This is a genomic window from Chryseobacterium indologenes, assembly GCA_016025055.1.
Classification (GTDB): Bacteria; Bacteroidota; Bacteroidia; order Flavobacteriales; family Weeksellaceae; genus Chryseobacterium; species Chryseobacterium indologenes.
The window spans coordinates 4255860-4278303 of record CP065590.1; the positions used below are offsets into that span (position 1 = coordinate 4255860).

A 22444-nucleotide genomic window follows, 5' to 3' on the forward strand; every position below is an offset into this window, starting at 1 on the left:
ATCGTTCAATCAAATATAATCATATAAAGTCTACAAAATAAAGATAATCATCTATGAGTGAAATGTTTTATTACTCCTTAATGGTTTGGATGTAAAACTATTTAAAAACCACAAGCCTTATAGGTTTTTGAAACCTATGAGATTAAGAAAGTATAGGATGAAAATTTTCGGTTTTCAAAACTTTTGTGATGTTGTGGTTTAAGCTATTTTATTTTCCCACAGTACAAATAAGCTCTTACTACATCTATACCCTGTTTTTCAAACTAATTTCAGGATAGATAAGATTGAAAAAACAAAAAATAAGCAGGATGTTAAATTCAATACCGTTGATGCCTCCTCCTACCACAAACCAGCCATTCTGCCAATGAATAAGATAGATTCCCAGCATAAAGATAAGTATATTAGAAAACGCCACAGGTTTGATATACCGGTCAAACCAAAGCAACGGAACAGATAAAAGATGGGTAAGCTTTACTGTCCAGGCGAGATACAGCCCGAAAGGGCTAAAACCTATCGTATCCAGATAAAGGTGTCCAAAATTATGAACATCACCACTGAAGATAGAAATCACACTATGCATCAGTAAAATCGCTGACAGCGCAATACGGAGATAGAAATTCTTTGTCATAGCATCAAAAATATGAGATACCCGAGACAGAAATTCCATCTTGTATATCAACGTCATTTATTGATATATAAATGTACTTTTATGGCATTATAAAGTAAAAAAAGTGGCAACAATTACCACTTTTTTCTATTGAATATATTTAATTCCGGTTCAGATTTTTCTTTAAAAAGTCTTCGAGATCTTTTCCGTGAATATTTTTAGCCATGATAGTTCCTTCTCCATCGATAATAACATTAAAAGGAAGCTCATCTACTTCGTACAACTTTGCTACGGGACTTTTCCAAAATTTTAAATCGCTGACCTGTATCCATTTGATCCCAAAACGATCAATGGATTTTTGCCAGCTCTCTTTGTTTCTGTCTAAGGAAACACCGAGAATTTCAAACCGGTTGTTTTTGACCTGGTCTGCGTATGTTTCATACAAGGTTTTTAGTTCAGGCTGTTCTTCAACACAGGGAGCACACCAGGTTGCCCAAAAATCGATCAATACAAGCTTTCCTTTTAATGATGAAAGCAGGAACGGGTTGCCATCAACTTTGGACATTGCAATTTCAGGAGCTCTCTTTCCTATTTCAATTTTATTTTGAGAAAAAATATTCCCTGAAAACAGGACACCCAATAATATTATAAAACGGATTTTCATATTAATCATTTGTTGGATACTCTTTATCTAGCCAGTCTGTTTTAATATTTTTTGGAAGGTTTAGTAGTTTGGCATTCTTAAAGCCCATTTCCATCAGCAGATTAAATGCAGGGCGTATATTCGGGCACTTTACAAAAGGACAGCAGCCACAATAAATAACGACTTCTCTGTCTTTAGGAATATTATTAAGATAATTTTTTAATTTTTCGAGATTTTCAGGCTCATGAGTGGGGCCGATATCCACAGAACCTTTGATAATTGCTTCAGGCCCTACAGAAATAATCACCAGGTCTTTCGTTTTATTTTTTACAATACGGGAAGCCAGTAATGCCGGGTCCATCAGCTGACTGTCTTTCCATGGGTCCTGTTTTTGCTGAGCCTGACTTAACATGGAGCATACAAAACATGCCACAATAAACAAATACTTCATAGTTTTCTTTTTCACAAAGATAGAAAAAGTGAAAAGTAGGGAACCTGAAAATCTTATCTTTCCTTTATATTTTAACTACACGTGATTTTTTTAACACTGATATGAAGAACGTTTGATGCTCCGGGTTCGATAATGAGTTGAGTCCCCAGACCTCTTTCACGTTCTCGTCCCCGGATTGCTGACCCCGTTGTCAATGTTAATCTTCCATTGAAAACAGGATGAGGAGGCACCAGAGAAATCTCGATTTCCTCTTCTTCCACCTGCAAGATAATATACTCTGCTTCAATGGGTTGCTTTGTTCCGTCTTTTTTGATAGCCCACGCCTGATATTGTTTTATTTCCTCCATCTTATTGATTTCCGGCAAAGATAAAAAAGCTCTGTATCCGGTAGCCAGTACATCATACTCATCGTTAACATATTCAGTAAACTACTGCTTCCGGATATGGAATGTATAGAAAGTCCAAAATAAATTGGCGGTTCAGGTGTAAATATTTTATACATTTATGTAAAGTATTGTCAAATAAAAAAACGTGACACAAAATGGAGGAAATATTCCAGCCTGACGTAATTATCATAGGAGCGGGATTGGCAGGACTGACCGCTGCTATGGAGATAACCAATGCAGGAAAAAAAGTTTTGCTGCTGGATCAGGAAACTGAACAGAATATCGGCGGGCAGGCATTCTGGTCGTTCGGAGGTCTTTTTTTAATCAATTCTCCTCAGCAGCGAAGAATGGGAATCAGGGATTCTTATCAACTGGCTTTGCAGGATTGGAAAGGAACTGCGGGTTTCGACAGGGATGAAGACTATTGGCCCCGTAAATGGGCTGAAGCGTATCTGAAATTTGCTGCCGGTGAAAAATATGCATACATTACCAGACTGGGAATCAAACTTATGTTTATGGTAGGATGGGCAGAACGTGGTGACGGAAGAGCCAATGGTCACGGAAATTCAGTACCCCGTTTCCATGTGAGCTGGGGAACCGGAACCGGAGTGATCAGGCCTTTTGTAGAAAAAGCCTATCAGGCTAAAGAAAAAGGCTTACTACAAATGAAATTCAGACATCGGGTAACTGAATTAATGCTTGAAAATGGAAAAATAGCAGGACTAAAAGGTGACATCCTGGAAAACGATTCCAAAGAAAGAGGAATGGAAACCAATAGAAATATCATTTCCTCATTCGAATATCATGCCTCTCATATTGTTATTGCTTCAGGGGGTATCGGGGCAAATCATGAATTGGTACGAAAAAACTGGCCTGAAAGATTAGGCAGCCCTCCGGAAAATATGGTCTGCGGGGTTCCGGCATATGTGGATGGAAAAATGATTGGTATTGCTGAACAGACGGGAGCTCATATCATCAATCCCGACAGAATGTGGCATTACACAGAAGGCCTCCGGAACTGGAATCCGATCTGGCCGAATCACGGAATCCGGATATTGCCGGGCCCCTCTTCCCTTTGGTTTGATGCTAAAGGAAAACGGCTACCACCGCCATTTCTTCCTGGATTTGATACGCTGGGAACTTTAAAATATATTCAGGATACAGGTTTACCGTACTCGTGGTTTATTCTGACTCAAAAGATTATTAAGAAAGAATTTGCCCTTTCCGGATCAGAGCAAAATCCCGATATCACCAATAAAGACTACTCTCTTTTCCTGAAAAGGATCTTTGGAAAAAAAGCTCCGGGCCCTGTAGAAGCATTCAAAGAGCAAGGAGAGGATTTTATCGTATCTGATAACCTTAAAGACCTTGTAGAAAAAATGAATCAACTGGCCGGTAATCATCTTTTACATTATGAAAAGATATTACAACAGATTGAAGCACGGGATAGGGAGCTTGACAATAAATTTTCAAAAGATACCCAGGTGAACTATATCAGAAGCACCCGGAAGTATCTGGGAGATAAACTTGGGCGTGTAGCCGCTCCCCATAAGATTCTTTCCCCTGAAAACGGTCCTTTGATTGCCGTTCGGCTCAATATATTAACCCGTAAAACGTTAGGAGGAATTAAAACCAATCTGAACGCACAGGTATTACGGCATGATGAAAGCGTTATTGAGGGGCTTTATGCGGTAGGAGAAGCTGCAGGCTTTGGCGGAGGCGGAATGCATGGCTACCGTGCCCTGGAAGGAACATTTCTCGGAGGCTGTATATTTTCGGGAATGAAAGCTGGTCAGTATATTGCCGGATTAGAGTGAATATTTTAATAAAATGAATATGAATAAATATTTCGATGATAAGGTAATCTGGATCACGGGGGCATCATCTGGAATCGGAGAAGCATTGGTTAAAGAACTCGCGGAAAGCACCACTGCTAAGATTATACTTTCCTCAAGGAAGGAAGAACAACTTTATCATGTTGCCGGAAAAGTGAACCTGGCGGCTGAAAGATATGCTATAATTCCTCTGGACCTCATGAATTATAAAGAAATGCCTGATATCGCTGCTCAGGCATTGAAAAAATTTGGAAAGATTGATATCCTGATCAATAATGCAGGCCTGTCCCAGCGTTCTTTAGCCCTAGAAACAGATATAGAAGTAGATAAACACCTGATGGAGGTAGATTTTATCGGAACCGTGGCCCTTACAAAAGCTGTTGTACCTTACATGATCAAAAATGGCGGCGGTCAGATTGCTGTGGTTTCAAGTCTTATGGGGATTTTTGGAGCTCCGATGCGCAGTGGTTACGCCGCAGCAAAACATGCTTTACATGGTTTTTTTGATGCTCTACGTGCAGAATTGTACAGGGATAAAATTTCAATAACCATAATTTGCCCGGGATTTATACAAACCAATATTTCTATTAATGCAGTTACAGGAAATGGTTCAGAACAAGGCACAATGGATGATGCTACGCTCAATGGTATGCCACCGGATGTTTTTGCCCGAAAAATGCTAAAAGCTATTGAACAAAAAAAGAATCAAACAGTTATTGGAGGCAGAGAGATAATGGCTGTTTATCTGAAAAGGTTTTTCCCGGGGCTGCTGGCAAAAGTGGTTCGTAAGGCGAAAGTAGTATAAAAGATAACAGAGTGAAATCAGGAAGTTTAAAATCATAAATCGCCATCCGTTTATGAATGGCGACTTTTTAGTTTACAGTTATTATATTCTGGTCTAAAAATTCTTTATCAATCCTATTCCTACAGTATTATTCTGATAAAATGGCATTACCATCGTGGAAGATAAGGAAGTTTTGGTTTTATTTTTTCCGCGAAGAAGACTGTCTATTTTTGGAAATAACCAGTACGCAAGTTCTGTGGAAAGAATTCCGAATCCGGCACCTGCAACAACGTCACCCACCCAATGTTTATCATTGATAATCCGATATATACCGGTAAAAACAGCAAAAGGATATCCTGAAAGACTCAGCCAAAAATTGGTATCCTTATATTCCCTGAACATAAATTGAGCATTGGAAAATGCTATTGCTGCATGCCCCGATGGAAATGACAGCCTATTTGAACGGTCCGGTCTCTCCTCTTTAACCATATACTTTAAGGGAGTGGTAAATGCTGTAACAATCAACTGTGAAGAAGCATAGATAATCGTCCGGTCCCTGAAATTGTGTTTTCCCTTTACACCTGCCATATTTAATCCATATACCATAAGGCCCGGGATAAACTGAGTATAATCATCAAATCTTGTACGGGCAGGCCTGTGCTCATCGACTTCTGTTTTTGTATCCCGATTAATTTCTTTAAGACTTCTGACTGATAACCCCGCTACTCCGTAACCTATAAAGGCGGCAGGAATAATCAAACTGTTATAGTTCAGTGTGTTTTTTTGAATAGCAGCAGTGGTGATACTATCTGTAGGCTGTTGAACTGCAATAGAATCATTATTGTTTTGTGCATTGGCTTTACCGGCAGCTGATATCAAAACAATTACATAAATCAGCATTCTTTGACTGTGTTTTTTCATCTTATGGTATATTTATAATAATCCGAATTTATCTTAAAACTTGTAACTGTATCCCATTCTCACGACCTGGGTTTCGTAGTAATCGTTGCTTGCATAGGCGAATCCCATTCCCTGAATTTTTTTCGCATAACCATTGTATTCAATACATCAGAAGCGTTCAGAAATACCTCTCCTTTGCCTTTCTGAATGGCTTTTTTCACCCCTACATCCATTGAAAACCTTGAACTCACCCTTCCCTGCGGAATAATATCCGGTGCCAGGTATACCAACGTACACTGTGCATCCAGCCCTTGGGTAAAATGGAAAATATTATTCATTTTAATGTTCCCTGAAACAGTGGATTGTTTGTCAGCAGAAAAAGTATTGGATTCAGGATAAAGATTCGTTACTGAAAAGGCATTGATCTGGTTGCGGTAGATATTTCCATTAATATTTAGGGAATATACATCAGACACTTTTTGGTTCCATATGGCTTCCAGACCAGTATTGTAGCTTTTCCCGGCATTTTGGAAAATGGCATAGATAAGGCTGCTGCCCGGCACAATACTGGAGATCCTGGTGATTGTTCCGTTCGCAAAACGATGATATAAAGCAGAATATAAGTATCCGCTGTCCCAATTGTATTTGTAACCTGCTTCAACAGAATTGGTAAACTGAGGGCGCAATGCAGGATTTCCCACCTTAATAATTTCAGCATCATCATATTTCGGGAAAATTCTTATATCGACTTCATTAGGACGGTCTACCCTTCTGTTATAAAAGATGGAAAGCTTGTTGTGATCGTTAAGTTTATAAGCCAGTCTGAAATTAGGAAATGGTTGGGTATAATTGTATCCGTCACTTTTATACGTAGGATGATCAGGATTAACATCGTATTGAATTCTTACATATTCCAGTCTAAGACCAAGTTCTGCCTCCCATTTTTCATTTTCAAATACATAATTTCCGTAGATTGCGGGGATAAATTCCCTGTAATCAGCCTTTCCTCCTGCACCGGCATCTAATACAGAATTGGTACCCGGAATGAAGTTCATATTCGTTGGGATACTTCTGTTTCTCACTTTGATACCCGTCTCAACCCTGCCATATTTCAATGGTTTTACGTAATCTATATTAAAATCATATACTTGTTCGTCAGATAATAACTTAAAGGAATCGGAGCCTGTAGAAGCCGGTAAATAATTATCATAGAAATATTTTTCATCCTCTCTATGAAATGTATAATTGAATCCCACATTCAAAAGATGCCCTGCCTCTTTAAACTTATGCTGGTAGGATGCTGTTCCCATAATGGTCGTTTTTAATTCGTCTTCCAAAAACTGCCAGAGACGAAGACGCCGGGAAAGGTTCCCGTTAAAAAAGGGCTGATCTCCACGGTCGATGATCTTTTCACTTCCATACATTCCTGAGATCGTTAAGGTATTTTGTGAATCCATTGTCCAGTCTATTCCTGCTTTAGTTGTGAAAAAATTGGTATTCCTGTTTCTTTTTAACTGAGAATTGATAATGGTTCCGTCATCATAGGTACGCGTTACAAATTCATTTTTATTGAGTGTTTCAGTATATAAATTATCAGCCTGTAAAAAGATATTTACTTTATTTTTTCTGTAATTAAGTGATAGAGAGGGATTGATCTTCGGAGTCAGTGTATATTGTGGCCTGATCGTCGGTAAATTTTCTTTTCTGATCCAGAGAGATCCTAATCCGGCTGTAAATCCTACCTTTCCGTTCCATCCGTTTTGTTTATTCTTTTTCATGATGATGTTGATAATTCCCGCATTTCCGTTCGCATCATATTTTGATGAAGGATTGTTGATAATTTCGATCTTATCAATGGAAGAAGCAGGGATATTATCAAGGCCGGTCTGACTTCCAAAGCCTGTAAGAGCGGTTTGTTTACCGTCGATTAAAACGGTTACTTTATCATTTCCTCTCAGCTGTACCTTACCGTCCTGTACTGTGATTCCGGGAAGATTCTGCATGCTCTGCAATACAGATCCGCCACTTTGGCTGATATTGTCTGCTACAGAATATGTTTTTTTATCAAGCCTGTTATCGATCTCATTCTTTTTAGAGGCTGTAAGGATAACTTCTTGTATTTGGGTTTCGTTGGTTTGTTCCGGAGAAAGTTCAATACCCGGAACCTCCAGAAATTCAGAAAGGCTTCCTATAAAAATCTGCCGGATCGCAGTATGATATCCATTTATGGAGGTAACCAGCAGATAATGATCAGGTTTTATTCCTGTAATGGAAAACCTTCCTTCTTCATTCGTTATAGTTCCGGCCACAAATGCACTGTCTTTTTCCTTTTTCAAAATAATACTCGCATACGGTACTCCTGCTTTTTTGTTATCGGTAACCCTTCCTGAAGCTGTTACTGAAGTTGTTTGTGCTGCCGCCATACAGGATATGACACAGGTTGGAAAAAGGAGCAGTTTCTTTCGATTCATTGTAATTGTCTTTATTTTTTTAGTTCTGTCGTATAATATTATCCTTGAGATGGCAATCTTTTAGTATGTTTTTTCTGCGAGATTAGGATCATTATGGTCATTAAGGCCAGGGATATGAGTGAAGCATTCACCGTTCCTAAATCAAGCCCACCCTTAGCTAAAGGCTTTGTTAAAAAATCTCCGAATGTAGCTCCGAAAGGACGGGTGAAAACAAATGCAATCCAAAACAGGATAACATGATTGATTTTTGTACCATAATGAAGGACGATCACGACCAAGATGACACATCCTGTAATAAAGGCTCCCGTCAGATATCCTAATCCGAGATTATCACTCAGAAAATCTCCGAATGCCGTTCCCAGGCTATTGGAAAACAATATAGCCACCCAATAATAAAGCTCTTTTGTACGTTCAGAAATCGGATAAACCTCCAGGTTATGGTATTTTTTATACCATAAAAACAGCGATGTTAAAAGACCCGTTACAAGAATCAGGCTTCCTGCCAGGTACCCTGCTTTCAAGGTTCTGTCTATAAAATCAGATATTTCTGTACCCAAAGTGGTTGTTCCTATGATTACCATCCAGTAGACCGCGGGAACATATTCTTTCAATTTAAATTGTAATGATAAAATGATGAGAAAAAATGATAAAGTGACAAGAATTCCCATCGTATAGCCCAGATTTAATGTCATTGAAATGAAATCTCCCAAAGTTTCTCCTAAGGTGGTGGCTACAATTTTCATGAGCCAGAACAGGGCTGTGACTGCTGCTACCTTGTTTGCCGTTCTCATCCTATTTTCGGTTTATTTTATGAATGAGGAATTACAGACAATCTGCATTCCCCGTATATTTTCAATACAAAAATGCAAACCGATTTAGAAGAAATTTTGAATTATCCGGATCCGGGTATTTTTTAACTAAAATTTAACGGAAAAGAAGTGCTGATTGTTTTCAAACCTGTAGCTTATCTCCCAGTGATGGAACTTGCAGATTTCCTGGATAATAGACAACCCCAGTCCGCTTCCGTGATGATCTGCCGACAGTTTTGAAAATCTTTTGAAAAGAAGATCCGTATTCAGTTGTTCTGTTCCGGAATTTGAAACTTCAAACACAGAATCTGTAAGGTCTATTCCAATAAAACCATTAGGCATAGTATGACGGATAGCATTGATGATCAGATTATTAATCATAATTTCGGTAAGACTGCTATTTCCGTTTACATGAATGCCGGCAATGATGTTTTCCCGGACGGCAATATTTTTCTGTTCAAAATGTTCCTGAAGAATATCAATACTTTGACGAAGCAAAGCATGGAACGAAATATTTTCGGAATTATCAAATTGATTATTATCTATTTTAGCCAGCAACAGCAGGTTTTTATTGATACGGGAACTGCGGGTGAGCGCTCTGTTCATTTCCTCCACAATCCGGTATTGTTTTTCTGTGAGATCGCTATCCTGAAGCAGTAGATCCAGTTTGTTTTTAAGAATAGCCAGTGGTGTCTGCAGTTCATGGGAAGCATTTTCAGTAAATTCCTTCTGGGTTTTATACACAGAAATATTATGCTCTATCATTTTATCAAGAGACTGGTTAAGTTCTTCAAACTCTGTGGTATCAGAAACAGGGAACTGTATTTTTGACTGGCTGTTGAGCTGGAAATTTTTCAGTTGATCCAGTGTTGCCCGAAAGGGTTTCCAGACAGAGGCTGAAAGTCTTCTGTTCAGATATAAAAGACCAATAACGATCATCACAAAGAAAAATATGGCAATCATTGCAATTACTGCAATGGTTTCATGAGTTTCTTCTATATTGGTCTGTATGGTGAAAAGATAAGGTTTGTCATGAATATATACCACTTTTCGCAGGCAACGGTAGCGTTCTTTTTTTGCTCCGATATAAAGGGCAGAGATCTTTCATTGGTATAAACACTATCCCCTTTTATATGATCTCCCGATATTTTCTCAATATTGGTTTCAGGCTGGATGTGATTCCAGAGTTCAAGTCCATCTTCAAGCTCCTTGTCAGAAAGTTTTAGCTGGTTAAACTCATAAGCCGTTTTCTCTACAATGATCTGATTGTGCTCATCCAATTCGCTTTTCCAGATCGTATCCACCATAAAATAATACACGGGAATACTTATCATCAGGACGATAAGTACATAAATAATGAAGGGTTTGGTGGTTTTGCTTAGGAGAGGCTTCAAGGTCATTGCAGGTTTATAATTAATTTATGCTTCCCATTTATATCCCGTTCCATAGACTGTTTTAAGATAATGTCCCGAACCGGCATCATACAGCTTTTTCTTAAGATTTTTCACATGAGCATACACAAAATCATGATTATCGAGCATGTCGGCAAAATCACCGGAAAGATGTTCTGCCAAGGTACTTTTTGAGATTACTTTATTTTTATTTCCTATAAAATAGATTAAAAGATCAAATTCTTTTTTGGTCAATGCAATAAGTTCCCCATTGACAGCAACTGATTTCCCCAAAAGATCAATCTCAAGCTCATTCTGTTTGACAACATTAGAACTGCTGAATTGCTTTCTCCTGATCACCGAATATACTCTTGCCATCAATTCTGAAAGATGGAAAGGTTTAGTCAGATAATCATCTGCCCCCATTTTTAAGCCTTCTATTTTATCATCCAATGCATTTTTTGCAGAAATGATAATGACACCATCCTGTTTGTTCTGTTTTTTAAGCTCTTCTAAAATTCTGAGTCCGTTGCCATCAGGAAGCATGATATCCAACAGAATACAGTCGTAATGGAATGCCTCTATTTTATTCATCGCCTCACCAAGGCTGCCAGCTGATTCACAGAGATAACTTTCCTCAGATAAATATTCGGAAATACTTTTGGCAAGCTCTGCTTCGTCTTCAATGATGAGAATTTTCATGCCATAAATCTATCACTAAATTTTGAAGAAATTTTGAAGTCCGGAAAATAGCGATGAATAAAAGATATATTTATCCCCTCCATCTTAATCCGGAACCTGTGCTTTGCCGTAAATTAAGCCTTCAGCTTTTAACTCCTGCCAGAAACCTTTGGGAATATCCGCATGCAATGCTTTTACATTATCATGTACCTGATCACTTCGGCTCGCTCCAGGGATAATAGAAGCAAACTCATCAGCAGCAAGTACGAAATGAAGAGCTGCATCTATAATATTTGTGTTATATTTCTCTGCGATAGCCATTATTCGTGACCTCTTTTCTTCCATTCCTTTGGGGATAACATCTTTATAATTATACCGCTCTCTTCCCGCAATATACCCCGAATTGTACCCTGCTCCCGAAACCAGTTTTACTCCTGCTTTTCTGACTGCGGGAAGCAATCTGTCCACAGCATCTTCATGTTCCAGTATGGAGTATTGGGTGGCAGAAAGACATATATCAGGGTCGGCAACTTCAATACAATCCAAAATAGGTTCAATTTTATTAACTCCCATTCCCCAGGCTTTGATAATTCCCTGGTCTCTAAGCTCTGAAAGAACTTTAAATGCTCCCTCTTTCGCTTGTTTCAGAAAATACGGATACCGGTCTCCTACCTGATCTTCAGAAAGATCGTGAATATAAACGATATCAATATGATTCAGTCCCGTCCTCTGAAGACTGTCTGCTATTGATCTTTTTATAGCGTCAGCAGTATAGTCGTGCCTGAAGTCATAGTTCAAAGGATTTTTCCACATCGTAGGAGGAACTTCGGACTGAGGAACTTCATTAAATAAACGTCCTACTTTGGTTGAAAATATAAACTCGTTCCGGTCTTTACCTTTTAAAAATTCACCAAACCTTCTTTCACTCTTTGTCAGTCCGTACCACGGAGAAGTATCATAATACCGGATTCCGGCATCCCACGCAGTTGTAAGGATTTCATGGGCCTGTTCGTCGGTAATATTCTCAAAAGCGGTACCTATGGCAACGCCACCTAAGCCCAGCCTGTGTTTTGCTGTTAAAATTTCTGGTTTCATATACTCTATTTTATGGTGTTGATATATAGCTATTCTGCAAACATCATGCTGACATGTCTGCAAAAAGAAAAAACAATGTGTATAATTTACTCAGTTTAAACAATCCGGTTTTCTATGTTTATTTAATGTTAAAAGTTCTGTTTCCGGTCTATTTGGTCTTGTTCTTGAATGAATTACAGAGCACCCCTTCAATATTCACTTTATGAAAAAGCACATTGTAATTGTAGGCGGAGGATTTGCCGGAATAAATCTTATCAAATCACTCCGAAACGACAAAAGGTTTAAAATGACCCTGGTAGATAAAAATAATTATCACTTTTTTCCTCCGTTAATCTATCAGGTTGCAACCTCTTTTATAGAAGCATCCAATATCAGCTACCCTTTCAGAAAACTTTTTTCAGAAAGTAAGAATGTGAAGTTTCATATGGGAACCCTGATTAAAGTAAATCCTGAGACTAAATCCGTTGAAACAGATACAGGAACCCTTACCTATGATTATTTGGTATTGGCGGTGGGAACAGAATCTAATTTTTTCGGGATGGAAAATGTACGCCGTTGTGCATTGCCTATGAAAAGTATTGAAGAAGCTCTTTATCTCCGGAACCATATTTTACTTACCCACGAAGAGGCTGCCAGAAATAAAGATATGAACCAGGCAGAAAAATTACAGAATATCGTTATTGCCGGTGGTGGGCCTACAGGTGTAGAACTTGCCGGCATGCTTGCTGAAATGGGAAAATATATTGCAAAGAAAGAATATCCGGAAATCAAATTAAGCCTTTCCGGCATCTATCTGATTGACGCACTTCCTGCCCTCCTTTCGCCCATGAGTAAACTTGCACAGGAAGCTGCATATGAAAAATTAAAAGAACTGGGTGTAAAAATCCTTCTGAATGTTTCAGTAAAAGATTATGTGGATTCCAGGGTTATTTTAAGTGACGGAAATTCCATCGAAACAGAAACCCTGATCTGGACTTCCGGAGTCATAGCCCGAGAAGTAAAGGGAATCCCTGAGGAAAGTATCGGCAGAGGAAGAAGAATACTGGTGGATGATTATAATAAAGTACAAAATACGGAAAGTATATATGCATTAGGAGATCTTTGCCTTATGCTTTCAGAAGAAAAATTTCCTAACGGACATCCACAGCTGGCACAGGTTGCTATTCAACAGGGTAGAAATCTTGCTGCCAACTTCAAACGGATTGAAGATGAAAAAGTACTGGAACCATTTCGATACCATGATAAAGGAAGTATGGCCATTATCTCAAAATATAATGCGGTAGTAGATCTTCCGAAGCATTCCTTCAAAGGTTTTTTAGCATGGCTTACATGGCTTTTTATTCATATTATTCCTCTGGTAGGATTTGGGAATAAAGTGCAACTGGCTTTAGATTGGTTTCGTTTGTTTATCACCAACAATCCTTCCATCAGGCTCATTCTTTTCCCCAAGAGAAATACAGGAAATGGAGCCCATATGAATCCATAATATTTTTACCAATCACACTTAAATCTATATTGTTATGAAAAATCAAAGAAAACCTCCTTTTTTTGGAGAAACAGTTGTCATTACCGGTGCATCCAGCGGAATCGGTAAGGCTACAGCAGAAGCATTTGCAGCGCAGGGCGCAGATCTTGTTCTGGCCGCCCGGGGTGAAGAAGCCCTTCAAGAAACCGCAGAAGTCTGCAGAAAATTAGGTGCAACGGTAATTGCTGTGCCTACCGATACTTCCGTGGCAGAAGAAGTACAGCACCTTGTCAACGAAGCTATAGAGTTTAGTGGCAAAATTGATTATTGGGTAAATAATGCCGGGGTACTGGCTTTTGGTAAATTTGAGGAAATACCTGTAGAAGTGACCGATCAGATTGTCAAAACCAACTTATTGGGATATATGCATTCGGCGCACGCAGTATTACCGGTTTTTAAAAAACAAAAAAGAGGTGTTTTATTGAATAATATTTCAATTGGAGGATGGATGCCCGCATCATACGGGACGGCTTACACTGCATCGAAATACGGAGTCCGCGGAATGGTAGAGACTCTTCAGGGAGAAGTTTCGGATTATCCGGATATTCATATCTGTGCCTTATATCCAGGATTTCAAAAATCTTCGGGAATAGAACATGCTGCCAATTATTCAGGGATAAAACTGAGTACTCCTCCCCCTTCATTTGATCCCCGCAAACTGGCTGCTTCTATTGTGGAAACGGCCAAGAATCCTAAAGATGTTTCCTATCCGGACTGGTCTGCCGTTGCCTTTAAAAATATTTATGAAATGTTTCCCGGGGTTGTCCGTTATATTTCTTCTGCAGGAATGCGGCTGGCTTTAAAGAAAGCCCATAAAGATAAAAATACAAGCGGAAATGTACTTGAACCCTCAAAAATAAATACGGGAATCAACGGAAAAACTTTATTTTCTGTTTCCTCTGGTACCTTAACATGGATCGTGGCTGGGGCAGCAGGCCTTATCGCTGCGGGATTATTATTTTCCGGTAAGCCTAAAAAAGTTGGTTAAATGATATAAAGGCTGATCACATGGACAACAAATGAGCTTACAGGTTCTCTTTTTAAGGATTCTGAAAACAGATTTGACAGACAAGTTAAGATCAGGTTGGGATTTTTTATCAGATATTTCATAAATTTACAGAGCGGTACCAATTGGGGTATGGCTATAAAATTTTTCTACGGTGAAAATTCACAACAAAAAAAAATACCTAAGTTTTCTTAAATTTAAAAGAGATTTCCAAAAATACGGACTAGAAAAAGCGCGCAGTTATGAGCTTATTTTACATTGGCTGAACAACAGATTGAGCAGAAATCAGTTTCTTGTTTTGTCCGGAATTCTTGTAGGCTGTACTGCAGGACTGGCAGGCGTTATTTTGAAAACGCTGGTCCATAACATCCATTATTTTATTACCAATAAAGTTCATTTTGAATACCAGATACTTTTTTACATTGTTTTTCCATTTTTAGGAATTGTCTTAACGACAATGATTGTTCTCACATTATTCAAAGGGCAGGATAGAAAAGGAATTGGGGCCATTCTGTACGAAATTGCGCAGAATTCAAGCATTGTAGCATCTGTAAAAATGTATTCCCAGGTGATTCAGAGTGCCATTACCGTTGGCTTGGGAGGTTCTGCCGGACTGGAAAGTCCGATCGCCGTCACCGGAGCTGCTATCGGTTCCAACTATGCACAGACCTACAGATTAAGCTATAAAGAACGTACTTTATTATTGGCTGCCGGAGCCACTGCCGGGATTGCATCTGCTTTCAATGCCCCTATTGCCGGGATAATGTTTGCTTTTGAAATCTTGCTGACAGGAGTCGTTTTTACAGACTTTATTCCTTTAGTAGTGGCTGCCGTTTGTGGAAGCCTTTTATCCAGAATTCTATTGCAGGAAGATGTTCTTTTCAGATTTTATACAAGAGAAGCTTTTAATTATAAAAATGTCCCTTATTATCTGATTTTAGGGTTGGTGACTGGGCTATATGCCCGTTATTTTGTCATCATCTCGCAGAAAGTTGAACATTTTATCAAAGGACTGAAGCTTTCAAGGATGCGTAAAGCCATGTTTGGAGGTGCTGTACTTTCTTTTCTCTGTGTACTTTTTCCTCCTTTATTCGGAGAAGGATATGATACCGTAAAGGCTTTCACCAATGGAAACACCTACTCGATTATTGAAAACAGTTTTTTCAGATATTTTGAGATCGGAGACTGGACAATTATTGTGTTTTTAGTATTGGTTTTACTTTTAAAAGCTTTTGCAACCTCTTTTACCATATTCAGTGGCGGAAATGGCGGAAACTTTGCCCCTTCTCTTTTTGCAGGCGGTACACTAGGATATCTTTTTGCATTGGTGTGCCAGCACATAGGATTTAAAGATGTTCCGGTAACCAACCTTGTTCTTGTAGGAATGGCCGGAGCCATGAGTGGTGTTTTATACGCCCCCCTGACTGCCATTTTCCTGATTGCAGAATCCAGTTTTGGATATGATCTGTTTATTCCGCTGATGATTGTTTCTGTAATGTCTTACCTCATCGGTAAATGGTTTTCACCTATTTCTCCTGAACTCAAATCGTTAGCAGACGAAGGAAAAATTTTCACCAATAAACATGATAAAAACCTTCTTTTTGCCTTGAAAACGGAGGATTTTATTGATCGATATTCACAGATTATCAATGAAAATGCCTCTATCACAGAACTATTTGAACTGGTTAAAAGCGGAAATAAAAACATCTATGCGGTCGTAGACGATAACAAAAAACTAAAAGGGATCCTAACCCTTGATGATATAAGACCTTATCTGTTTAATAAAGAAATGGATTCTTCGCAAACTGTATTTCAGATTATGAAGGCACCACCGGCCATTCTTCACCGCGAAAACAAACCTTTGGATATTCTTCAGACTTTTGACGATACCGGAGTGTGGAATCTTCCTGTTGTAAGTGCCGGCAATGATTTTATCGGTTTTATTTCAAAATCTTCAATTCTGATGAGCTACAGGCAGCTGCTGAAAGAATATTCTGATTAATTTGCTGATCTTTTGGAATTTTGTCCGTACGATCTGCAGGTTAATACTAAAAAACAGGACCTCCGCTCGATTTGAACGGAGGTCCTGTTTTAATCTGACAATAAGTATGATACCTAATATTGACTTGCAGTAGTAAGCAGTTCAATATCTTCTTGATCTAAGACCAGTTGGGGAGCATTAAACAAGGTCTGAAGCTGTGTAGCACTGGTAGCACTTACAATAGGCGCTGTGATCAGCGGATTGGATAATAACCATGCTAAGGCAACCGTACTTTGCTGAGTCTGATGCTTTTCAGTGATCGTATCTAACGCCTGTAATACCTCAAGACCTTTTGCGTTAAGATATTTTCTTACTCCTTCTCCTCTGGCACTTTTTGCGAAGTCAGCTTCATCACGGTATTTACCGGTTAAGAAACCTGCAGCCAGAGACCAATACGGGAAGACGCTCAGATTAAATTGTTCTACAAGCGGGGCATAATTTTTTTCAAAACCTTCTCTTTCCATCAGGTTATAATGTGGCTGTAAGGCTACATATTGGGGAAGATTCTCCTTTTCGGCAGCTTCAAAAGATGCCTGCAGACGTTCCGGGGAAAGATTAGAGGCTGCAATATAACGGACCTTCCCCGCTTTGATGATCTCGTCATATGCTGACAATGTTTCTTCAACGGGTGTGGTCTTATCATCAAAATGAGTATAATAAAGATCAATATGATCCGTTTGCAGTCTCTGCAGAGATTCATCAACTGATTTGAGGATATGCTTTCTGCTGATATCAAAACCGTGTTCTTTTGTTTCTGAACCGACTTTAGTTGCCAGAACGATATCTTTACGGTTAGAACGGCTCTTCATCCATTTTCCGATAATTTCTTCAGATTGCCCGCCTTTTCCGTTTACCCACCATGAATAAGTATCTGCGGTATCTACAAAATTAAATCCTGCGTCAGTAAACTGATCCAATATGTCGAAAGATTGTTTTTCATCCAGTGTCCATCCAAATACATTTCCGCCAAAATTGATAGGCGCTACTGCCAAATCGGTATTTTTTATTTTTCTTTTTTCCATAAATAATTTGTTATTATAAACTGCTAAGAAGTCTCTAAGGTAAGGATTGTCGGGCATTTCCGGGCATTCAAAATACCCATTTTACTCATAGTTATTTTAAATTATAATTATTTTTTTATGTAATACTGGTAAATATTTCATTTTTGAAATATAATATAGCAAAGCCCTCCTACCGGAGAGCTTTATTTTTCTATGAACTGATTATTTACTACCCTGTGGAATTTCAATAGCCATAAGATCCGATTTACATCTTTGCAGCTGATGATACATATTCTGCAGGTCGTCTGCAAAGAAAGATGAGGTCGAAAACAAATGATCATAATATGCAATACCCTCCAATAAATTGTTCTTGAAGGTATTCCACCTTTTTGTCTGTGAATGATTGATTATAGCCGTTGAATCTGCAATTTCCCTCTTGAGATAGTCAATGTACATGCTCAGCTCTTTGATAAACATGTGAGGACGCTGACTATCAGAAAGAATATTTGTGTTTCCGTAGATATGCTGTACCATTTCAGAAAGGGACACCTCTTTATCAAAAAAGGCGATATTAGGTCCGGGACAAATGACAACGCCTTGTTTCTCGCCTTTTACTTTAATATTCTGTTCGATATAAGCGGAATTGACAAGCCCGACACACAGGCATGCTTTATCCGTAATCTCAGCTTTTCTTCTAACGAATTCAGCGGATGATAATGTTTTCTTTTCTGCCTCCAGTTGCTTCAACTTGATATCCTGATATTTTTTGGAAGCAGTACAGGTTCCTTCCAACGAGAATTCTTTGCTTAATGCAAGGAGCTTTTTGGGACATGAGCTTCCATATTTTCCTTGAGCTTCTTTCTCATGTTTCAGTTTTTCATTGGATGTTCCTTTTACCGTATTGAAGGGAACTCCCAAAGGGGAAATATTGCTGAGATAAAGGTCTTCTTCTTTTGATTGTAACAGGAGATTTCTGGTTTCAGGATCTACAGATGTTGCTTCAGGAACCAATAAAAACGGTGATCCCCATCCTATGCTGTCAACATTGTAACGGCTAAGAAGAAGCTGATGTTCCTCTGCCGTTCCTACCCCGCCCTGCACTGTAATTTTCATTGCAAGGGGTTGAGTGATTACAGGTTTTCCTTTTTGTTCCAATGCTTTTACCATCAAGATGTGGGCAGACGCTATAAGATCCTGTTTTTTTTGTTTAAATTCTTCCATGATGGGCCCGAGAAGCATTCCTTCAGTAGCAAAGGCATGACCACCACAGTTTAATCCCGACTCTATTCTGTATTCTGAAACCCAAAGTCCTTTTTTAGCCAGAAAATTCCCCTGAATCATAGCCGAACGGAAATCACTTACTTTAAGAATGATTTTCTTTCTGATCACGCCATTCTCATCCGGGAAAAAATCATCGAATTCTTCTATATAACTATATAACCGGGGATTCATCCCTGCAGACAATACCATAGAAGAAGCTATTTTGCTATGGGCAAATCCACGAAGCGAAGCATGGGCATCATTGTACATGACAGGGAGTTGTTCTTTTTTCACGTAATGGTCTTTATCAACTTTCGTCATGATATTGACATCAATACTCCCGGGCTTCAGATTAGACTCGATAAAACTTTTGAGATGAGTACCCCAATTATTTTTTTGATTGATAAAAGACTGAAGATTGTTTTTTAAGTCTGAGGTATTGGGAAGCATCGCAATAAAATCTTTCAGCGCTTCTTTATTCTTGCTGATTTCCTGCTTGAAAGATTCAAATTTTTCATTGACGATATCGTCCACCATATCAAGATAGGCGGTGATTCTCTTTGCTCTGTAATCCTCTGTTTTAACAGAAATTTCAAGATAATTCAGATTAAACTTTTGATTGTAAAAGTTTTTCATTTTTTCCAGAATTTCGTCATCAATGATAGAGATCACAGATGAAATTCCATATTGGGCAACACGAATGGGGCTGTCTATCGTATAAGCCAGACCCATTACCGGGATATGGAAATTGTGTAACGGTTTAGTTGTCATTATGTTCTAATAAAAGTTTTTTTAATGCAACTAAAAATTCCTAAAACTAATTCACTGCCTAAAAATATCATTTTAAAATCAATTATGCATTGAATAATATGTATAATCAGGGAAAAATGTCAAATATCATGTGGATGTCTGCCTTCGTAGCCCTGAAATCAAATAAATAAAGTTGGAAGTGGTAAAATTTTATTTCCCACAGATTTCACAGACGGACACATATTTTATGCATAACAAAGTGTTCAAAAAACTTTTGTGACTTTGTGGTTAAAGACTGTTTAAAAAACGGTACTTATATCATTTTTTCTAATCAATTTTAGAATCTCTCAGCCAGGGAGATTCCACACTCCAGAATATAATATTTACACCCAGATAGTTTTGTGCATAATTCACAAACTCTTCTTTGGTAAATGGCTTCTTTGTTTTCGGATTGGTATAAGTTAAGGTCGGTTCCTGAACGGCCATGGCGACCAAAGACAATTTTCCCTTGTACTGGTGAAAAAACGGATAAGAATTTTTCATTTGTGCCTTTTTATCGGGAACAATGTCCGGTCCTCCCAACCCTATATTATTTTTATGGGCAAAATCAAAGAGCCTGGACATGTACTGATGATCGTTTCCCCACTCACAAGGAAAGAAATTCACATATTGTAAAACTATTGAGGAACCAGCCCGCCGGTATATTCTTTTTCATTTAAAATATAATCTGGAACATATCTTGCGTGAGGTTCAAAAAATCTGTCCTGAAGCTGAACAAAGAGCTTTTTATCTAAAGAAGTTAAATATTGCAGATCTTTCTCGATCGCAGAAAAGTCATAGACATCTTTTGATTTTTCCAGCATTCTCCAATGATAAACAATCTGAACACCTCCGATATCTTTTCGGGTAATCATCTTTTCTATAGTGTGAAGGTCGCCGGATGAAGTGTAAATATAGTTTTGTGGAGCCTGCCCCTTAAAAAATTGTAACCCCAAAAATAGAAATCCTAATCCTATTCTCTTTATAACCCTTTTCATACACAGATAGATTAAAAATAAAATACTATGAATCATTTTTCATGCCTAAATCTTCCCTTGTTTTAAACTTTATAAAATTATTCCTTACTATTTAAATACTATTATTAATTTAGCACTTCAAAATTTGATTTTAAATAACTAAGGATATGAAAAAATTAATTTTACTGGGCACAATTTCAGTATTGATGATCAATTGCAACAAAAAGACTGAAGCTCCGGCTCCAAAGGTTGAAACAGATACTGTTGCCGTATCAGAACCTGTAGTAGATACACTGGGACCAAAATCTTTCTGTTATGTAGGGGTTACAGGTAAAGACAGTGTTTTTGCTTCTATTGACGATAATCTGGGAACCATTACAGGAAAGCTGTCGTATAAAAATAGTGAAAAAGACAGCTCCAAGGGAGATGTGACAGGTTTTAAATCAGGAGACACCTTAAAATTAACCTATGAATTTTCCTCGGAAGGGAAAAAAAGCAAAAGGGATATTTACTTCCTGCAAAAAGACAATACGCTGACAGAGGGAATCGGCGATCATAAAGAAGAAGACGGACAATCCAAATATGCTGATGATAAAAAAGTAAGTTATAAGGACGGTCAGAAACTCACGGCAGCAGATTGTAAAGCAGTAGCTAAAGCGATAAAATAATTTTCGAAAAGTACAATAATAAAAACAGCCTTTAGTAGGCTGTTTTTTTATTTCGTTACAATTCTCTTTCGATAATCTCAATAAACCTGTTGACAGCCTCGTCACCGGTACTCCATGAAGTGATAAGACGGATGGCGGAAGATTCTTCATCTATTTTTTTCCAGACAAAAAATTCAAAGTATTCAGACAGTATCTTGATCACCTTATTGTTAATAATAGGAAAAATCTGGTTGGTGTAGGTATCTGAAAGAAACCGTACTCCTTTTTTCACCATAGCATTTTTGATTTTCATAGCCTGCCGGTTCGCATGCTTTGCCAGATCAAAATACAGATCATCCTTCATCAGTTCCATAAACTGAACTCCCAAAAGTCTTCCCTTCGCCAGTAATGCTCCTTTCTGTTTGATGTTAAATGCAAAATCCTCCTGAAGAGCCTGGTTATTAATCACAATCGCTTCTCCTATCAGAGCTCCGTTTTTGGTTCCTCCCAGGTAAAAGATATCGGTAAGTTCAGCTACCCTTTCAAGGCTGAGATCACTTGTTTCAGAAGTCAACCCATGCCCTAGTCTCGCTCCATCCATAAACAGATATAGCTTATTCTCTTTACAGAAGTCTGAAAGTTCCTCAAGCTCTTGATCCTGATAAATGGTTCCAAGTTCTGTGGAATTTGAAATATAGAGCAGCTTAGGCATCACCTGATGTGGAATATTTTTATGATTTTCCAATACCGGGATGATATCGGAAGGAGTCAGCTTTCCATCTTCTTTTTCAATGCTCAGAACTTTATGTCCGGTAGCCTCAATAGCTCCGGTTTCATTATTCAGAATGTGCCCTGTAGAAGCGGAGATCACACACTGATATGGTTTTAACACTGAAGAGATTACAATAAGATTAGCTTGTGTTCCACCCGACACCAGATAAACATCAGAATCAGTTTTTTTTATTTTTTCTTTGATTAATTCTTTAGCCCGTAATGAGTACTTATCTTCGCCATAGCCAGCCTGCTGCTCAAGATTACATTGTAAAAGGGTCTGTAAAATATGGGGATGACACCCTTCTGAGTAATCGTTTTTAAATGAAAATTTCATAAAGTAAAAATAAAAAAATACGAGAAGATTCCCCCTA

General features: G+C 38.3%; 17 protein-coding genes and 3 pseudogenes. 6 read left to right on the forward strand and 14 right to left on the reverse strand.

Going from position 1 to position 22444, the window contains the following annotated elements; genetic code table 11:
- Positions 1 to 244 precede the first annotated feature (244 nt).
- The 4 genes from H3Z85_19645 to H3Z85_19660 form a co-directional block, all read right to left on the reverse strand.
- Entirely contained in the window at positions 245 to 628 is a 384-nt protein-coding gene (locus tag H3Z85_19645) for a DoxX family protein (GenBank protein QPQ51468.1), read from the reverse strand.
- A 139-nt stretch (positions 629 to 767) separates the two neighbouring features.
- Positions 768 to 1280, reverse strand: coding sequence for a TlpA family protein disulfide reductase (locus H3Z85_19650; GenBank protein QPQ51469.1), 513 nt, complete (start codon positions 1278 to 1280; stop codon positions 768 to 770).
- Positions 1273 to 1701, reverse strand: coding sequence for a rhodanese-like domain-containing protein (locus H3Z85_19655; GenBank protein QPQ51470.1), 429 nt, complete (start codon positions 1699 to 1701; stop codon positions 1273 to 1275). The genes H3Z85_19650 and H3Z85_19655 overlap by 8 nt, the downstream gene beginning before the upstream one ends.
- Positions 1702 to 1772: 71 nt before the next feature.
- Positions 1773 to 2048, reverse strand: coding sequence for a hypothetical protein (locus H3Z85_19660; GenBank protein QPQ51471.1), 276 nt, complete (start codon positions 2046 to 2048; stop codon positions 1773 to 1775).
- Between the two features lie 194 nt (positions 2049 to 2242).
- Between H3Z85_19660 and H3Z85_19665 the strand changes: the two genes are divergently transcribed.
- Together H3Z85_19665 and H3Z85_19670 are read left to right on the forward strand one after the other, a co-directional pair.
- Positions 2243 to 3904, forward strand: coding sequence for an FAD-binding dehydrogenase (locus H3Z85_19665; protein ID QPQ51472.1), 1662 nt, complete (start codon positions 2243 to 2245; stop codon positions 3902 to 3904).
- Positions 3905 to 3923: 19 nt separating this feature from the next.
- Positions 3924 to 4727, forward strand: a complete 804-nt coding sequence (locus tag H3Z85_19670) for an SDR family oxidoreductase (GenBank protein ID QPQ51473.1) — start codon at positions 3924 to 3926, stop codon at positions 4725 to 4727.
- A gap of 93 nt (positions 4728 to 4820) precedes the next feature.
- Here the strand turns inward: H3Z85_19670 and H3Z85_19675 are convergent, their stop codons facing one another.
- The 6 genes and pseudogenes from H3Z85_19675 to H3Z85_19700 form a co-directional block, all read right to left on the reverse strand.
- Positions 4821 to 5627, reverse strand: coding sequence for a phosphatase PAP2 family protein (locus tag H3Z85_19675; GenBank protein QPQ51474.1), 807 nt, complete (start codon positions 5625 to 5627; stop codon positions 4821 to 4823).
- Between the two features lie 33 nt (positions 5628 to 5660).
- Positions 5661 to 8077 (reverse strand): annotated as a pseudogene (locus tag H3Z85_19680) (TonB-dependent receptor).
- A 38-nt stretch (positions 8078 to 8115) separates the two neighbouring features.
- Positions 8116 to 8868 (reverse strand): hypothetical protein, encoded by a 753-nt coding sequence (locus H3Z85_19685; GenBank protein QPQ51475.1) that lies wholly within the window; start codon positions 8866 to 8868, stop codon positions 8116 to 8118.
- A 126-nt stretch (positions 8869 to 8994) separates the two neighbouring features.
- Positions 8995 to 10220 (reverse strand): annotated as a pseudogene (locus H3Z85_19690) (HAMP domain-containing histidine kinase).
- 84 nt (positions 10221 to 10304) lie between these two features.
- Positions 10305 to 10979 (reverse strand): response regulator transcription factor, encoded by a 675-nt coding sequence (locus H3Z85_19695; GenBank protein QPQ51476.1) that lies wholly within the window; start codon positions 10977 to 10979, stop codon positions 10305 to 10307.
- An 84-nt stretch (positions 10980 to 11063) separates the two neighbouring features.
- Positions 11064 to 12053, reverse strand: coding sequence for an aldo/keto reductase (locus tag H3Z85_19700; GenBank protein ID QPQ51477.1), 990 nt, complete (start codon positions 12051 to 12053; stop codon positions 11064 to 11066).
- A gap of 202 nt (positions 12054 to 12255) precedes the next feature.
- Here H3Z85_19700 and H3Z85_19705 point away from each other — a divergent pair, with 202 nt between their 5' ends.
- The 3 genes from H3Z85_19705 (at position 12256) to H3Z85_19715 (ending at position 16586) form a co-directional block, all read left to right on the forward strand.
- A complete protein-coding gene (locus H3Z85_19705; protein ID QPQ51478.1) occupies positions 12256 to 13539 on the forward strand; it encodes an NAD(P)/FAD-dependent oxidoreductase in 1284 nt (427 codons plus the stop codon).
- Positions 13540 to 13573: 34 nt separating this feature from the next.
- On the forward strand, positions 13574 to 14566 hold the full coding sequence (locus tag H3Z85_19710; GenBank protein QPQ51479.1) for an SDR family oxidoreductase: 993 nt from the start codon (positions 13574 to 13576) through the stop codon (positions 14564 to 14566).
- Between the two features lie 172 nt (positions 14567 to 14738).
- Entirely contained in the window at positions 14739 to 16586 is a 1848-nt protein-coding gene (locus tag H3Z85_19715; GenBank protein QPQ51480.1) for a chloride channel protein, read from the forward strand.
- Positions 16587 to 16699: 113 nt separating this feature from the next.
- Here H3Z85_19715 and H3Z85_19720 read toward each other — a convergent pair whose 3' ends face one another.
- The 3 genes and pseudogenes from H3Z85_19720 to H3Z85_19730 all read right to left on the reverse strand — a co-directional run bounded on the left by H3Z85_19720 (position 16700) and on the right by H3Z85_19730 (position 20673).
- A complete protein-coding gene (locus H3Z85_19720; protein ID QPQ51481.1) occupies positions 16700 to 17647 on the reverse strand; it encodes an aldo/keto reductase in 948 nt (315 codons plus the stop codon).
- Positions 17648 to 17848: 201 nt separating this feature from the next.
- On the reverse strand, positions 17849 to 19657 hold the full coding sequence (locus H3Z85_19725) for a hypothetical protein (protein QPQ51482.1): 1809 nt from the start codon (positions 19655 to 19657) through the stop codon (positions 17849 to 17851).
- Between the two features lie 306 nt (positions 19658 to 19963).
- Positions 19964 to 20673 (reverse strand): annotated as a pseudogene (locus tag H3Z85_19730) (hypothetical protein).
- Positions 20674 to 20819: 146 nt separating this feature from the next.
- Between H3Z85_19730 and H3Z85_19735 the strand changes: the two are divergent.
- A complete protein-coding gene (locus tag H3Z85_19735) occupies positions 20820 to 21320 on the forward strand; it encodes a hypothetical protein (GenBank protein ID QPQ51483.1) in 501 nt (166 codons plus the stop codon).
- Positions 21321 to 21375: 55 nt separating this feature from the next.
- Here the strand turns inward: H3Z85_19735 and H3Z85_19740 are convergent, their stop codons facing one another.
- Positions 21376 to 22407 (reverse strand): aminotransferase class V-fold PLP-dependent enzyme, encoded by a 1032-nt coding sequence (locus H3Z85_19740; GenBank protein QPQ51484.1) that lies wholly within the window; start codon positions 22405 to 22407, stop codon positions 21376 to 21378.
- Between the last annotated feature and the right edge of the window lie 37 nt (positions 22408 to 22444).

Excerpts from the sequence above, each read along its gene's own strand:
- H3Z85_19645 (QPQ51468.1), bottom strand. The coding sequence starts at position 628 with ATGACAAAGAATTTCTATCTCCGTATTGCGCTGTCAGCGATTTTACTG.
- H3Z85_19650 (QPQ51469.1), bottom strand. The coding sequence starts at position 1,280 with ATGATTAATATGAAAATCCGTTTTATAATATTATTGGGTGTCCTGTTT.
- H3Z85_19655 (QPQ51470.1), bottom strand. The coding sequence starts at position 1,701 with ATGAAGTATTTGTTTATTGTGGCATGTTTTGTATGCTCCATGTTAAGT.
- H3Z85_19660 (QPQ51471.1), bottom strand. The coding sequence starts at position 2,048 with ATGGAGGAAATAAAACAATATCAGGCGTGGGCTATCAAAAAAGACGGA.
- H3Z85_19665 (QPQ51472.1), top strand. The coding sequence starts at position 2,243 with ATGGAGGAAATATTCCAGCCTGACGTAATTATCATAGGAGCGGGATTG.
- H3Z85_19670 (QPQ51473.1), top strand. The coding sequence starts at position 3,924 with ATGAATAAATATTTCGATGATAAGGTAATCTGGATCACGGGGGCATCA.
- H3Z85_19675 (QPQ51474.1), bottom strand. The coding sequence starts at position 5,627 with ATGAAAAAACACAGTCAAAGAATGCTGATTTATGTAATTGTTTTGATA.
- H3Z85_19685 (QPQ51475.1), bottom strand. The coding sequence starts at position 8,868 with ATGAGAACGGCAAACAAGGTAGCAGCAGTCACAGCCCTGTTCTGGCTC.
- H3Z85_19695 (QPQ51476.1), bottom strand. The coding sequence starts at position 10,979 with ATGAAAATTCTCATCATTGAAGACGAAGCAGAGCTTGCCAAAAGTATT.
- H3Z85_19700 (QPQ51477.1), bottom strand. The coding sequence starts at position 12,053 with ATGAAACCAGAAATTTTAACAGCAAAACACAGGCTGGGCTTAGGTGGC.
- H3Z85_19705 (QPQ51478.1), top strand. The coding sequence starts at position 12,256 with ATGAAAAAGCACATTGTAATTGTAGGCGGAGGATTTGCCGGAATAAAT.
- H3Z85_19710 (QPQ51479.1), top strand. The coding sequence starts at position 13,574 with ATGAAAAATCAAAGAAAACCTCCTTTTTTTGGAGAAACAGTTGTCATT.
- H3Z85_19720 (QPQ51481.1), bottom strand. The coding sequence starts at position 17,647 with ATGGAAAAAAGAAAAATAAAAAATACCGATTTGGCAGTAGCGCCTATC.
- H3Z85_19725 (QPQ51482.1), bottom strand. The coding sequence starts at position 19,657 with ATGACAACTAAACCGTTACACAATTTCCATATCCCGGTAATGGGTCTG.
- H3Z85_19735 (QPQ51483.1), top strand. The coding sequence starts at position 20,820 with ATGAAAAAATTAATTTTACTGGGCACAATTTCAGTATTGATGATCAAT.
- H3Z85_19740 (QPQ51484.1), bottom strand. The coding sequence starts at position 22,407 with ATGAAATTTTCATTTAAAAACGATTACTCAGAAGGGTGTCATCCCCAT.